Annotated in this window: 13 protein-coding genes and 1 CRISPR repeat array (1 of these 14 cut by a window edge); of the genes, 4 read left to right on the top strand and 9 right to left on the bottom strand. The window is 41.9% G+C overall.

Annotation, left to right across the window (positions count from 1 at the left end; genetic code table 11):
• The first annotated feature begins 9 nt into the window (after positions 1-9).
• Positions 10-636, top strand: coding sequence for a hypothetical protein (locus tag ACZ5NL_RS06795; RefSeq protein ID WP_464841533.1), 627 nt, complete (start codon positions 10-12; stop codon positions 634-636).
• Positions 637-645: 9 nt separating this feature from the next.
• Here the strand turns inward: ACZ5NL_RS06795 and ACZ5NL_RS06790 are convergent, their stop codons facing one another.
• The 9 genes from ACZ5NL_RS06790 to coaD form a co-directional block, all read right to left on the bottom strand.
• Positions 646-960: a nucleotidyltransferase domain-containing protein gene (locus ACZ5NL_RS06790; RefSeq protein WP_464841532.1), complete on the bottom strand. Its 315-nt coding sequence runs from the start codon at positions 958-960 to the stop codon at positions 646-648.
• A 150-nt stretch (positions 961-1,110) separates the two neighbouring features.
• Positions 1,111-1,410 carry a DUF2103 domain-containing protein gene (locus ACZ5NL_RS06785; protein ID WP_464841531.1) on the bottom strand — a complete coding sequence of 100 codons (300 nt, stop codon included), beginning with the start codon at positions 1,408-1,410 and terminating at the stop codon, positions 1,111-1,113.
• Between the two features lie 22 nt (positions 1,411-1,432).
• A complete protein-coding gene (locus ACZ5NL_RS06780) occupies positions 1,433-2,551 on the bottom strand; it encodes a hypothetical protein (protein WP_464841530.1) in 1,119 nt (372 codons plus the stop codon).
• A 40-nt stretch (positions 2,552-2,591) separates the two neighbouring features.
• Positions 2,592-4,307: an archaeosine synthase subunit alpha gene (gene arcS, locus ACZ5NL_RS06775; RefSeq protein ID WP_464841529.1), complete on the bottom strand. Its 1,716-nt coding sequence runs from the start codon at positions 4,305-4,307 to the stop codon at positions 2,592-2,594.
• A gap of 3 nt (positions 4,308-4,310) precedes the next feature.
• Positions 4,311-5,213, bottom strand: a complete 903-nt coding sequence (locus tag ACZ5NL_RS06770) for a coiled-coil protein (protein ID WP_464843370.1) — start codon at positions 5,211-5,213, stop codon at positions 4,311-4,313.
• A 183-nt stretch (positions 5,214-5,396) separates the two neighbouring features.
• A complete protein-coding gene (locus ACZ5NL_RS06765; protein WP_464841528.1) occupies positions 5,397-6,239 on the bottom strand; it encodes an SDH family Clp fold serine proteinase in 843 nt (280 codons plus the stop codon).
• Between the two features lie 101 nt (positions 6,240-6,340).
• Positions 6,341-7,288, bottom strand: a complete 948-nt coding sequence (gene arcC / locus ACZ5NL_RS06760) for a carbamate kinase (protein ID WP_464841527.1) — start codon at positions 7,286-7,288, stop codon at positions 6,341-6,343.
• Positions 7,289-7,441: 153 nt separating this feature from the next.
• Positions 7,442-8,701, bottom strand: coding sequence for a phytoene desaturase family protein (locus tag ACZ5NL_RS06755; protein ID WP_464841526.1), 1,260 nt, complete (start codon positions 8,699-8,701; stop codon positions 7,442-7,444).
• Positions 8,702-8,705: 4 nt separating this feature from the next.
• Positions 8,706-9,173: a phosphopantetheine adenylyltransferase gene (gene coaD, locus ACZ5NL_RS06750; RefSeq protein ID WP_464841525.1), complete on the bottom strand. Its 468-nt coding sequence runs from the start codon at positions 9,171-9,173 to the stop codon at positions 8,706-8,708.
• 71 nt (positions 9,174-9,244) lie between these two features.
• Here coaD and ACZ5NL_RS06745 point away from each other — a divergent pair, with 71 nt between their 5' ends.
• The 3 genes from ACZ5NL_RS06745 to ACZ5NL_RS06735 are packed head-to-tail and all read left to right on the top strand — an operon-like array spanning position 9,245 to position 12,221.
• A complete protein-coding gene (locus ACZ5NL_RS06745) occupies positions 9,245-10,342 on the top strand; it encodes a CGP-CTERM sorting domain-containing protein (RefSeq protein ID WP_464841524.1) in 1,098 nt (365 codons plus the stop codon).
• Between the two features lie 4 nt (positions 10,343-10,346).
• Positions 10,347-11,693 (top strand): acetate--CoA ligase family protein, encoded by a 1,347-nt coding sequence (locus tag ACZ5NL_RS06740; protein ID WP_464841523.1) that lies wholly within the window; start codon positions 10,347-10,349, stop codon positions 11,691-11,693.
• 12 nt (positions 11,694-11,705) lie between these two features.
• A complete protein-coding gene (locus ACZ5NL_RS06735) occupies positions 11,706-12,221 on the top strand; it encodes a flavin reductase family protein (protein WP_464841522.1) in 516 nt (171 codons plus the stop codon).
• 485 nt (positions 12,222-12,706) lie between these two features.
• Positions 12,707-13,335: a CRISPR direct-repeat array (repeat unit 30 nt; unit sequence GTTCCAATAAGACTTTAGAAGAATTGAAAG) (it continues 1,158 nt past the right edge of the window).

The raw sequence follows: 13,335 nt of genomic DNA, 5'->3' as shown, positions 1-13,335 counted from the left end.
GTGAGAAAAATGCCGTATTTAATAATAGAGCATCTCGAAAAGCTTGGAGAGTGGGTTCTACTTGAATACAAGCATGCAAGCGAGTGGTGGGGAGATAAACTCATATTCACAAACGTTTTACCTGAGGAAAGAGAGGAGCTTGCCAAACTAGGTGGGGTTATTCCACAGAGCGTTACCGAATTCCCCTTTGATCGTTCAAAGATGATAATCCTCGATCCCTTTGCTGAGGAGGAGCTTAAACCGGAAGACATAGAGGAAGAAACGATCATAGTTGTAGGAGGAATTCTTGGAGACTTTGAATTCACAGGAAAGACGAAGAAGTTCATAACCTCAAAGATTGAGGAGGCAAGGGCAAGAAATATCGGGAAAGTGCAGTTCTCGATAGACGGTTCAGCTATAGTTGCAAAGCTCATAGCAGAAGGAAAAAAGCTGGAAGAAATCGAATATGAAGAGCACCCAACGATAAAACTTGATGAGTTCAGCGAGATAACTCTCCATTATGCCGTTCCAAAGCTTAATGGAAAGCTTTTGCTCACCCCCGGCCTAATAGAACTCCAGAAGAAGGAACTTGGGTACGAGGAAGACATAAGCGATGAAGAGCTTATTGAATTCTTTGAGGGAAAAAGAGAACTTTAAACTACCACTTCAAATAACTAAACCCTCTTTTAACGCTTCCCGCACGATTCCAAGGCTTTTCTTCTTTCTCTCAAACTCCTCCGGAGTGTAGCACAGAATTTCAAAATCCCCAACAATGCCATCATTCCACAAAGCTCTCAACACATCACTTGACCTTTTAGTGAAATGCTTCCCTTTAAAAGCCTTGGAAACGATGATAATGTCATAGTCGCTGTCCCTGAGATAATCTCCCCTAACCCGGGAGCCAAAGAATATAATTTTTGCATCGGGATAGCGTTGCTTTATAACCTCCGCAATCCTTAAAGTCCAAGTTTTTGCCTGCAAAACTCAATCACCTTCTTGGCTTTCTCAAGATGCTCAACAGCCATTCTTTCATTATAAATCCTTGCCGGAACTTCATTTGCGGCATCGGGATATCTTACAACGATTTACTCCGGGTTCAAGTCAAGGACAGCGTCATATGCACTAGTGGATTTAACTCTTTCTCCACTTTTCACTAATTCTCTCTATCTCCTCACTAACCCTTTTCCTATCCTTCTTGTCAACAACTAAGAAAATTTCCTGAACACTGCCATCACTCTTCGCTAAAAGCTTCAATCCCGTCAGTGTTTCTCTGACAACCTTAATCTCAAAGCCTCGAGAATCACTTGCATAAATCCTCCCCGGAATAACTTTCTTAACGCCCGGTATACGGGCTATCTCTTCAAGTGGCTTTTCAAGTCCCTTGAGAAAATGGTGCTCTCGCTTGACACCTCTTTTGAAGTATTTTGGCATGGTTTTGAATAATGAAAAAACATTAAAAGTTTTTTCTGACCAGAACCAATGGGAGTAGTAAAACTACTAAAAGTGCTGCAGAACCACATACACTCTCAGCTTTTGTATTGATGGGGGAGGAAGTTTCCAAAGGAGAAGTAGTTGAAGTTGACGTGAAGCTTTCAGCGGAATTTTCATCTTCTTTTTGGAAGATGATCCAGTTGAGAGCCTCTGTATCTGACCTTATATTACCGTATTCAAGTTTAAGTAAGCGTATTGGTCGCATTTTATTATTTTTATAAAAGAACGCATACACATCTGGCGAAAAGTCACTGCTTGATTCATTACTAAACTCGACGACTTCCCTTGTGCTGTTGCCGCAGGGGGCAAAGTAGTGCATAAAGGGAGAAGGGAGTATTATATAGGCATCACCCACTTCAAAAGCGTGCAGGTGCCTTACCTCTATTGGACTGACTGTATAATTTTTAACTGCCCATAAAGGGATCGAAAAGCTACCAAAGGATATTTTATCTCCCTTAACTTCACCGCGTATGTTTTTTTCTGCTCCCAGTGAATTTTTGCCTTTGAGATAAATAACATCTCCGTTTCTTCCTACATTTATCCCTGGGATAATCCCGTTTTCCAGTTCTTTTATTTTCATAGTTTTTTTCTCTCCGGTGAGAACATTGTAAACTAGAACGTGCTCTCTATCCACCCTTAGAGCTACATAAGGAATCGAGACTGCAAATTCACCATAAAGCCAGTTGGCAGTTAGGTTTGCTATGCTTTCAATGCCCTCAACAGAGACGCGGTATACCTTGAGAGTGTCATTGAAGGTGTTATGGGTGAAGGTGAAGATGTAGTAGTCTTCCGAATACCTGTGGATTTGGAGAACATCCGAGAATCCGAGGAACTCAACGGTAGTATCATTCACAAAAAAGTTGGCTAGCAAGCAACAAAAGCCAGATGGTACAAGTGCACATCCGCATCCCTCAGGACACATTCCAGGAGAATAGGGTGTGTAGCTGGCAGATATTACTGCTCCGCTATCTGAAAGGGCATATACCCTGAACCTAAGGCTTTCAGCTCCGTTATAGTCTGCCTTAACTGAAGGGAATAAGAATAAAACAAGAACACCAATGACAATCAACTTTTGCTTCATATTTCTCCCATAATATAATGGAGAATAACTTAAAAAATTTTCATGTCTTCTTCCTGACCTTAACCGCAACTCCTCTCCTTGCCTTCACCATCTCTTCTCCGCTTAGAACGGCTTTTCCAACGCCAACGACTTTTTCATCCCTTACAACACCAACTATATCATTGGGCCGTATCTTCTCATCGGCCTCACCAACTCCCACAGCAAAAACATCTCCCCTGAGATCGAAGTCAATCTTTACATAATAGCTCCCCGTTGCATCGTAAATGCGCTGCATGCCGAATGGAGTTACACTTATCACGCCCTCTTGATACGTTCCGGTCTGCTGGTTGTCTATGAGAATGCGGAGCATTTTAGAGCCAACGATCCTCGCTTCATCAGGAAGAACAGCCTCTCCTGCCCCTATACCAAAGTAAAAATCGAACACCTTCCTTATGTTCTCATAGAAGCGATAGGTTCTGTCTTCCTTTTCAGCAACTAACTCAAGGCCGAGTTCCTTTATCGTCCCCTTTAAGCCTTCTAAGCTCTCTCTACTTGTTGTGCCGTTTTTAACCGGAGTGAATATTATCTCTCTCCCACTAATCTCGCCGGCCCTCTTTGCAACCTCAACATACGCCTCATCCAAATGGGCTATTATGGGAACATCCTTAGGATACTTTTCAAGGGTTTCTGCTAAAAGCTGAGCGGCTGAGCTTATCTCCTCCTCACTCCAGTGACCTGTGACAACAATGTCGTATTTAGCTAACCACTCCCATTCTCTGGGCACAACACCGAAAGGTGAGGTAAGGATAAGCTCGTGTATCTTATATATTCCCTGCCCAAGGGCTTCTTTGAGGGCTTTTCTATAAAGGGTGTGGGAGCGAGAGTGGGAGTAGGGCTTTTTAGCGGAACATGGGAAGAGGAAGAGAGCCTCAATATTCTCAGGGGGCTTAAATCTCTCAACTACTCTCTGCCTCCACCTCACGACTTCAGGCCTGTTTTGGGAGGCATCGCTTATGAAGTAAACGGTATCCCTTTGTATGGGGGTGTATTTTTCAAGATAATCCGAGTGTTCTCTATCCGCTATTCTTAATACTCCAGCATGAGCCTGGGTGTAGAAAAAGTTTTCAACCAGATAACGAAGCTTTCCTTCCTCAAGACCCTTTTTAACCAGGTTTATGATCTCCCTAGCGAATTCTAGAGAATTTTCATTTTCACTCCAAAGGATTGGAGAAAACTGCGTAAAGCCCTTCTTGTGGAAGTCGTAAAGCTTTAAGGAACGGGTATCAAAGGCATCGATGCCAAGATAAACAGCTAAGGGGTAGAAGAAGGGTTCAAGATCCGTAACAAGGAGCAAATTTGGATCTTTTTCTCTAATGATCCTGATGGCTTGAACAAATCTCCGATAATCTTTTACAAAAATTTTTGCACTTCCTATGTAAATAGCATCAAAAGAGTACTGAGAAAGGACATTTTCCAGAAACTCGTCAATGTATTCAAGGTTTCTCACAACCGGAACATAGAGGGCATTGAATTTTGAGTAATCAACATCATACAACCTATTCAGTGCTTTCTCTATTATCTCCCTTGGAGTGTAAAAACTGAGGGGAATTGAGGGCGCAAGGTTAAAGTCATATTCTCCAAAATCTTTGGGGTAGAAGTAAGAATTGAACGGTGAAATGGTAAAATCTACTCCAGACAAAGCAGGCGTCTTAAAGGTCTTATCATTAATTTTGACTAACCCAAGCCTCCCTGGACCCTCGTGTTTTATGATTTCCATGCTTCACACCAGATTGTATCTCTGGAGTAGCAAGAGCTCATCCAAAGTAAGCTTTTCACCGCGCTTGAACTTTTCAAGGGCTTCAACTGCCTTTTCGAATGTGGCGTCCTTCTTTGCCCTCATCTTTGCGACCATCTTATACGCTATAAGCTCCTTGTGCTTCTGATCAAATTCGAATATCTTTCTCTCTACCTCTCTGAGGTCCATCCTAACTTCCCTAATCTTTTCTCTGAGCTCAACTACCTTCTGGTGGTACTCATCAGCTTCTTTTTTAATCTCATCTGCCTGCTGGTAAGCCTTTAGCATCTGTTCATGGAACTGCTGGCTCTGATTGGCAAGCTTTTGAATCTCCATTCCTATCGCCCTTCTTGCTTTCTTCAAACTTTCAATCTTCTTTCTTGTTTCCTGGAGTTTCTTGTGGAATCTATCAGCTTGTTGGAGAATCTCAAGCTCTGTAGCCAAAACCTGTATTTGATCGACTATCTGTTTTTCCCTTTCGGGAGTTATGTTCGGATTGGTCTGGAGTTCCCATTCAAGCTTTTCAATTCTCTCCTCTATCTTCTCCTTTGGCATCTTTAATCTTCTCAGCTGTCTATATTCATTTCTCTTTGCCCTGTACTCCATGGCTTCCTGATAGAGAAGATCAAGCTTGGCGTTTATCTCTTCCCTGTTCTTTTTAAGCTCCTGAATCTGCTGATTGATTTCATCTCTTTTTATTTTATATTCTCTTGCTTTCTCCCTCAACTGCCTTACTTCTTTATTTTTCTCATCTCTTTTTTGTATCCAAATATTCAGCTCCTTTTGGAGCTGCTCCAATCTCTCCTGTATCTCTTTTTTCTCTCTTTCTAAAGCCTCTATTTCGGCTTTTATCCTCTTAATTTCCTCTGGGTCTACTTTCACTTGCATGGTCTCTTCCCCTTCCTTCATTTTAGAATAGTTGATCATAATCTCACCCTGATTTAAGCCTAACTAAAGGGATGTAAAAACCAAATAAAAACTTTTTGGCTGAGACGCGAAATTATTCACCAGAACTGAGAACCAGTGCTTAGCTTTTCAAAAAGGATGTAAATAAATAAAAAATTTGCCTAGCTAATCTTTCCCCTGTTGCTTTACCGGATAAGGCATGAACTCTACAGTTCCCCTTTGCTTTATAGGCTGTTTATAGAGCTCCATTAGAGCATAAACTTCTTCTGGAACGTCCGTTTCAACATGAAGACCGAGCTCCTTTGCGTGCTCAACAGTTATTGGATAGTCATGAGTCCATCTTCCCTCGGTTAGTATTTGGGCAAGTTCTCTGGCTTTTTCTTCACCATATTTGTCCTTTAAGAGATCGTACACAAACTCCTGAACCTGGTTTATCGCTTTCTTTGCCACATCAGCAAGGATAAGAGTTTGATCATCAACTTTTTCTGCACCTTTTTGTTCAACTGCCCTTATTATGCTCGGAGCTGGATACTGGCCTAGTTGAGGATCAATCGGCCCCAAAACCGCATGAGGATCCATTATAATCTTATCCGCTGCGAGAGCTATTAAGGTTCCACCACTCATTGCGTAGTGTGGCACTATCACCCTTGTTTCTGCCGGATGATCTTTCAAAGCCTTTGCTATTTGTGTTGCTGCCAATACCAAGCCTCCGGGCGTGTGGATAATTAGGTCAATTGGCTTGTCTTTTGGAGCCATTCTTATTGCCCTCAATATCTCTTCACTGTCCTCAATGCTTATGAACTTGTACACAGGGATTCCAAAGAGACCTATGCTCTCCTGCCTGTGAATCATTGTGATCACTGTGGAGTTTCTCTTTTTTGCCAATCTTTCCAGCAATTTTGCCCTCGCAATTTGCAGTTGCCTGTACTGTATCTGAGGGCCCATGAGTAAGTAGAAGAACAGTATCCACCATATCAACGAACCTATGAATCCGCTTAGCGGGTCCATAACGTCACCTCCACAGAATTATTGTAACTTGATATTTTTAAAACTTTTGATAAATAAAATCGAGATTCATATATTGTAAGGAGTCGGAAAAAGAGGGAAAATCACTTAACAACTTGAGTGCCTGTTTTGCCCTCTAAAGCTTCAACTGCTTTGTCCAAAGAGGCAATTACAGCCCTTTCCCCACCCCACTCAATGAACCTTATCGCAGCAAGAACTTTTGGCCCCATGCTACCCTTCTTGAAATGCCCCTCCTCGTAGTATTTCTTAAGTTCATCAACTGTGACCCTTCCAAGCCACTGCTCATCTGGCTTGCCGTAGTTGATGGCAGCGCCGTTAACATCCGTGAGTATCATGAAAATATCCGCATTAACCTCCTCAGCAAGCTTCTCTCCGGCCAAATCTTTGTCAATTACAGCCTCAACCCCTTTAAATTCACCGTTCTCCTCAATTACCGGTATACCTCCTCCGCCTGAGGCTATAACTATGAAGCCCTTCTCAACTAGGTCTTGGATTATTGGAGCTTCAACATGCCCAATTGGGTCTGGTGAAGGAACAACTCTTCTCCATCCCCTTCCTGAGTCCTCTATAACAACCCACCCCTTCTCTTGGGCAAGCTTTTTGGCGGTTTCCTCATCATAAAACGGTCCCACTGGCTTTGAAGGATTCTGAAACGCTGGGTCATTTTTGTCAACGATTGTTTGAGTAATTATTGTTGCCACAGGCTTATTTATGCCCCTTCTATTTAGCTCATTAATCACAGCCTGCTGTATCATGTACCCAATCTGCCCTTGGCTCATTGCACCACAAACATCCATGGGCTGAGCGGGAATCCCATATATCTGCTCTCCGGCATCTTGTTGCAGTAAAATCGCCCCAACTTGAGGACCATTCCCATGAGTTATCACAACCTCATAATCGTTATCGAGGATGATATCAACAATTTGTTTTGCAGTCTTTCTCACATTCTCCATTTGCTCTTCATAAGTCCCCTTTTGTCCTCTCTGTAGAATAGCATTCCCACCCAAAGCTATAACAACCCTCTTCCTCATGTTACTCCCTCCAGCACTGGTGTATAAAGTTAGACCTTAGCGAATTAAAAGGGTTTCTTAGTCATAAAATAATTCTTTTAGAAAAAACTTCGAAAAATAATTGAAAGGGCTTGCAAATTTAAAGGTATCCAAGAAATCTCTTTGCTGTTTTACTCAGAGATACCACTCGCTAAACCTTCCAATACCTAGGCTCTCCAGGGTTTTCATAACGCCAAGCGCTATTCCTTCTACCTCTATTCCCCCTTCTCCCTTGTTCGCATCCCCAACTATGTAAACGTTTTCGATTGGGAAGTCAAGATGGGTTCCAGAGGCTACTCTGTTAACGGGATTTCCGTCTAAATAAGTTTGAACCATTAGAATCTCTCCTTCTTTGTCAAGCTCCGGGAAGAGATAATGGAGGTCTTCCAATCCAAGTTTCTGCTCTTTCCTTATGTTTCTGCTTCTTAAAGCCTGATGCGTCATAATGAGAGTGTAGCCTTCTCTTGCAAGCTCTGGAGTCAAGGCAGAGGGTTCATTGTATCCATTTATCCTTTGAGTATCTAGGGCAAAAACAACGGTGTTGCCTATTCTAGGCCCTCCCTTTAAGGCTATGTTGATTTTAATCCCCTCTGCTGGCTTTAGGGCGTCCACTTTTTTCAGATAATCCTTATCGAATTTATCCCTTCCAAAAAGCTCTACCGTTTCCTTTATCCCTATGTTGGATATAAGTACATCATAAGGGTATTCCTCCCCATCTGCCGTTATTACTTTGCCATCCTCTACCTCAACAACCCTCTTTCTGGTTATTATTTTTCCCCCACTCACTCTTACAATCCTCGCAAGTTCTTCGGTTACAGCTTTGCATCCACCTTTTATGAGTCCCGGACCTCCCCACTTCAAAGTTGCTTTTATCTCCTTAGCCAACTCTATTGCCGGAACTTCTTCCGGAGTTAGGCTAACTGCCCAGCCGAGAAAGCTCTTTATGAAGAGATAAGCAAACTCGTTATCACCGATTTTTTCTTTGAGCCATTCCCAAGAGTTCATGTGTGCATCTTCACCACTTGGAAGTCTATTGGCTCTTATCTCTGCCAGGAGCTTCATCGCTTTGGCCTTCTCTTTGAGTGAAAGATACTTCCAACCCTCTCTGTAGTGGTAAATGTTTCCCCCTATGAAGAACTTACCCTTTGGGTTTGAGTTTACTATTTTCACGTTGGCATTCAAAAGCTTTAGTAGATGAGCTAAGGGCCCATTTTCTCCATGAGGAACCATATGAAGGGCTCCAGTGGACAATTGAAAGCCTTTGTAGTTGAGATTTGTAAACCTACCACCAACAAAAGGAGCTTTTTCCAGAACCTTCACTTCATGACCTGCCTTGGCTAAAAAAGCGCTTGTCAAAAGTCCTCCAAGTCCAGCCCCAATTGTGACTACTCTCATTTTATCACCTCTTTGGATTCCCAAAAGGATCTATCAAACCAGCCCTTATTAAGGAAGAGCTTATTTTATCTCCAAGCTTGCTTTTGATTAGCTTTATGGTAACAATGTCGAGGGGTTTTAGACCTTTTTCCCTTCTTGCTCTATTCACCAAGAGGGCACCTTTATACGTTTCTTCGCTAACAACTATTGCCTCCAAACTCTTTATCCTGTCTGCAAAGCCTATTGCGCTGTGTATCTTTATTATCCTGTAGTTTTTATACCCGTTTATCTCAAAGAACTTTAGCAAATCCCGCAGTCTAATTTCATATGGGAGAATCCTCTCAGCGTAGGGCTTGGTCTTTATCATTTCATCAGAAGTGAGACCGATGTAGACATACTTCCCCACTTCAAAAGCCTTTCTAAGCAAAGCCTTATGACCTAAGTGGAGTCTGTCAAAAGTGCCCCCAACTACAACTTTCCTGTACTTCCTCATCGCTATCCCTCTTTATCAATGAACCAATAAATTTTTGTATTGGTATTTGAAAAAGTTTTGGAGGTGAGAAAATGAAGAGAGGTGCGTGGATTCTAATTGCGGTTATGCTACTAGCATCGTTTTCCCAGGTTTACGCTTATGAAGATCAACACCTCTTTAACATTGACATTTATGTAACTCTCTATCCCAGTGGAACAGCCCTAGTTAAAATCAACGCCCAACTCAAAGATCCATTCTATTTAAACTACTTTGAAAACATCTCCCAGACAAATCCACAGAGGGCAGAGAAAGAATTCCATGACTTTGTTTACTCATTAATATACGGCAATTTTAAGAGGGAAGTGGAAAAGCAATCCAAAAAAGCATTGGTAGTAGTGCCTGAAGAAGGTCCCGTAAAACTTGGGAAAAACTGGACTGCTGTTGTAACCTTTAAAATATACAACTATCTTGTGGAGAAAAATCAAACACTGCAGAGTTCAGTTTATGGGCCTATGCAGTTTTTGTTTAAAAATAGGGTTTTTGAATACAGCTGGAGAAAGCTCACAATGATTCTTCCAAAAGGTGCTTATCTCATTACCCTAGCCCCAAAACCAAAGGAGCTCGTGGAGAATGTTGCATCATGGGAGAACGGATACTATCTTCCAATAGTTGTGATAACCTTTGATTCCTCCGTCTACGAGGCTATTATGAACAAAACGTCAGAAAATACCACCAAGTTTGTCTCTTTTGATGAATTTCTGGCAAAGACTACGAAGAGCATCCAGCTCTATTATGACCCCCTAAGTGGGCTTGTAGAGTTCAATGCAACCTTTGAGGGAGTTAATGCCACTATCTACCACGAGACAAAAATAAGAGAGGAGTTCAACAAAACCATGGAGATTCAAGAGATAAACTCAAAAATTGAAGGCAATAAGGTACTTGTATGGGGCAAAGCAAAGCCAAAAGTAGATTACAAAGAGAGCCTCACCAGAAAAACCTGGAGTGCAAATATAACCTTACCTTTTAGATTTGATAAAGTGAGTGTTAAAGCTCCAGTCAGTTTAGGGATTAAGGATCAGAGAACAGACGGCAAAAACGTGATCATTATAGTGGAACAGAAAAAAGGCGTCTGCGGCCCGGGATTTGTTTTGTTAATAGTGCTGCTCCCCCTGTTAGCAAAGCGGAGGTGACCCAATGGACTTCTTCTTTTATCCTTCATCGGTAGCAGTATTCGGCTCGTTTAAGAAGGGCGCAATAGCATACGAGATACTGAAGAATATAGTCGAAGGAGGCTTCAAAGGGGAGGTTATTCCCGTAAATCCCAAAGGGGGAGAGGTCGAAGTAGCGGGGAGGAAACTCGAGATATCGGAAAAGCTTGAGAGAGATGTTGATGTTGCCATAATAGCAATTCCCGCAAGGCTTGTTCCATCTCTAATTGATGAAATTGGAGAAAAAATCAAGGGAGCAGTGGTTATAAGTGCCGGGTTTAGTGAGATAGGAAATACTGAGCTCGAGAAAGAACTGGTTAAAAAAGCCCGAGAGAAGGGAGTAAGGATTATCGGGCCAAATTGTGCCGGAATTTTTGGAGTTCATGCTGACTTCTTTGGGTCCTTTGAAGTTAGGGTTAAGAAAGGAGGTCTAGCTCTGATCTCGCAAAGCGGGGCATTTGGTGGTGCAGCTCTGGCCATGGGGAACGAGGAAGGAATAGGATTTTCCGCTTTCGTTTCTTACGGCAATGCTGCTGATTTAACGGAAAGTGACTTCTTAAGATATTTTGCCGATGATGAGAACACCAAAGTGATAGCCCTATACATCGAAGGGGTAAAGGATGGGAAGAAGTTTGTCGAAGCTTTGAGGTATGCCACCGCTAAAAAACCTGTGATAATTCTCAAGGCCGGAAAAAGCAAAAGCGGCAGCAAAGCGGCCCAAAGTCACACGGGGAGTTTGGCAGGAAGCTACGAAATTTACAAAGGCGTTTTTATGCAGTTTGGAGCAATAGAAGTTGAAGAAATGGAAGAACTCTTTGATGCGGCAAAAATTTTTGAGATGTACGAGAGTGGAGGAAAAAGAATAGCAATAATAACAAACTCCGGTGGTCCGGGGGTTTTAGCTACTGACAAAGCTGAGAAGCTAGGATTAGAGATTGCAAAACTTGAAGAAGAAACCGTGGAGGACCTTAAAAAATTCCTACCCCCACAATGCTCAACCAGAAATCCAATTGACTTGATAGCAGATGCAGACTATGAGAGATATAAAAAAGCAATAGAGGTCGTTTGCAAGGATAAGAACGTTGATGGCTTACTCGTTATCTGCGTTCCGCCCATATTTATTCCAAGTGAAGAAGTAGCAAAGGCTATCATAGATGCCAAGTGCAATAAGCCAATTGTGACCAACTTTATGGCCGGAGAGCTCGTAAAGGAGGGCGCAAAGCTTCTAAACGCTCACGGCATCAAAAACTTTTCAACCCCAGAAAGAGCAGCCAAAGCTCTTTACTGGCTCAGCTTAAGAAGGACTTTTAAAGAACAAAGCAGAGAGACATAGGGGTGGGAGGGGATGTACAGGTTGATTTACCCAATGAGAACCTATTTAATAGTTTCGGGACAGGAGGAGGAAACAAACGTCATGGCAGCCGACTGGGTGACAGTTCTCTCTCACAAGCCTACCTTAGTAGGGGTAGCGGTTTCTCCAAAAAGATACACCCACAGGCTAATCTCTAAATACAAGGAGTTTGTTATCAGTGTTCCGAGTTTGGAAATGCTTCGAGATGTCTGGATTGCCGGAACAAAAAGCGGGCCTTCCAAGCTTAAGGAAATGAACATAACCCTCGTTAACTCCACAAAGATCGCCACACCAAGCATAAAGGAGGCATTAGCAAACATAGAATGCAAAGTAGTAGACGCGAGAGACTACGGAGATCACACGTGGTTTGTTGGCGAAATTGTGGGCTACACATACAAAGAGGAAGCTTTTAAGAACGGAAAACCAAACGTTATGGAGGCAAACTTCCTAGCACATGCAGCATGGACGGACTTTGTCACATTTGAGAGGAAAATTTACAGGGCAGAATGACGGCCAAATACCTCATATCATGGTTCCATCGATGATTTTTTAAATTTTCCCGCTTTTTGTGTTCTTATTTTGGATTTGAGATTCTAAGGTTGCTCTGGAAGTCTTTAGTAACCGGAAGTTACTATCAAACAGAGAGTTACAAAATCTTAGGGGTTTTGTGACGAAATTTTTTCGGAGTTTTGAGCGGAGGTCTTTAAGGGCCCCTTACATACCTCCTCCTCGTGGAAATTTGACTTTTTTGGATTTGGTAGTTTTATAGTCCTTTAAATTTGGTTTAAACTTTTGTTTTCCTTCTGGAAGTCTCGTGGACAAGAGTGTACACTAAAAAATTCGGGTGTTTTGGAGTGTTTAATGAGTCCTGTCTCTTGAGTTATGCTTGGAATTGGGGGCTTTTGAAGGGCTTTTTACTGACCCTTCAAGGAAAGGCTTATAAGTTTCGAGTGTTCTAATACTCTTATAGAGGGATTAGAGGAAAATTCGCCCCTGTTCCAATAAGACTTTAGAAGAATTGAAAGACTTACATGGTAATGGTCTTAGACTATGCAAACAGAGGTTCCAATAAGACTTTAGAAGAATTGAAAGAACAACATTCACTGTGGTCAAAACGATTAGTATAAGCGTTCCAATAAGACTTTAGAAGAATTGAAAGCAGGCCTCATTATCTGGCTTGACGACGTAATCGGTTACGTTCCAATAAGACTTTAGAAGAATTGAAAGATCGCGAGGGCTTTTTCATTGTCGGTGAGTATATAAGGTTCCAATAAGACTTTAGAAGAATTGAAAGTGCGCTTGCTTTCACATCTACGTGCCTTGGGATCCACGTTCCAATAAGACTTTAGAAGAATTGAAAGCAACTATTCGTTTAATGAAGTCATCAATGCTGTCAAATGTTCCAATAAGACTTTAGAAGAATTGAAAGAACTTTGAAAAATCAAAACATCCTTCATCTATTGATAGTTCCAATAAGACTTTAGAAGAATTGAAAGCTCTTTGTCTTTAAATTTAAGTTACTAAAGGTTAAAGGTTCCAATAAGACTTTAGAAGAATTGAAAGCAAGAAGCAAATCGGAAGATAATAAGGCAGTTGAGGCAGTTCCAATAAGACTTTAGAAGAA

The organism is Thermococcus aegaeus (assembly GCF_055393685.1).
This window is presented reverse-complemented; position numbering and strand designations above follow the sequence as displayed.

Excerpts from the sequence above, each read along its gene's own strand:
- ACZ5NL_RS06795 (WP_464841533.1), top strand. The coding sequence starts at position 10 with ATGCCGTATTTAATAATAGAGCATCTCGAAAAGCTTGGAGAGTGGGTT.
- ACZ5NL_RS06785 (WP_464841531.1), bottom strand. The coding sequence starts at position 1,410 with ATGCCAAAATACTTCAAAAGAGGTGTCAAGCGAGAGCACCATTTTCTC.
- ACZ5NL_RS06780 (WP_464841530.1), bottom strand. The coding sequence starts at position 2,551 with ATGAAGCAAAAGTTGATTGTCATTGGTGTTCTTGTTTTATTCTTATTC.
- arcS (WP_464841529.1), bottom strand. The coding sequence starts at position 4,307 with ATGGAAATCATAAAACACGAGGGTCCAGGGAGGCTTGGGTTAGTCAAA.
- ACZ5NL_RS06770 (WP_464843370.1), bottom strand. The coding sequence starts at position 5,213 with ATGCAAGTGAAAGTAGACCCAGAGGAAATTAAGAGGATAAAAGCCGAA.
- ACZ5NL_RS06765 (WP_464841528.1), bottom strand. The coding sequence starts at position 6,239 with ATGGACCCGCTAAGCGGATTCATAGGTTCGTTGATATGGTGGATACTG.
- arcC (WP_464841527.1), bottom strand. The coding sequence starts at position 7,288 with ATGAGGAAGAGGGTTGTTATAGCTTTGGGTGGGAATGCTATTCTACAG.
- ACZ5NL_RS06755 (WP_464841526.1), bottom strand. The coding sequence starts at position 8,701 with ATGAGAGTAGTCACAATTGGGGCTGGACTTGGAGGACTTTTGACAAGC.
- coaD (WP_464841525.1), bottom strand. The coding sequence starts at position 9,173 with ATGAGGAAGTACAGGAAAGTTGTAGTTGGGGGCACTTTTGACAGACTC.
- ACZ5NL_RS06745 (WP_464841524.1), top strand. The coding sequence starts at position 9,245 with ATGAAGAGAGGTGCGTGGATTCTAATTGCGGTTATGCTACTAGCATCG.
- ACZ5NL_RS06740 (WP_464841523.1), top strand. The coding sequence starts at position 10,347 with ATGGACTTCTTCTTTTATCCTTCATCGGTAGCAGTATTCGGCTCGTTT.
- ACZ5NL_RS06735 (WP_464841522.1), top strand. The coding sequence starts at position 11,706 with ATGTACAGGTTGATTTACCCAATGAGAACCTATTTAATAGTTTCGGGA.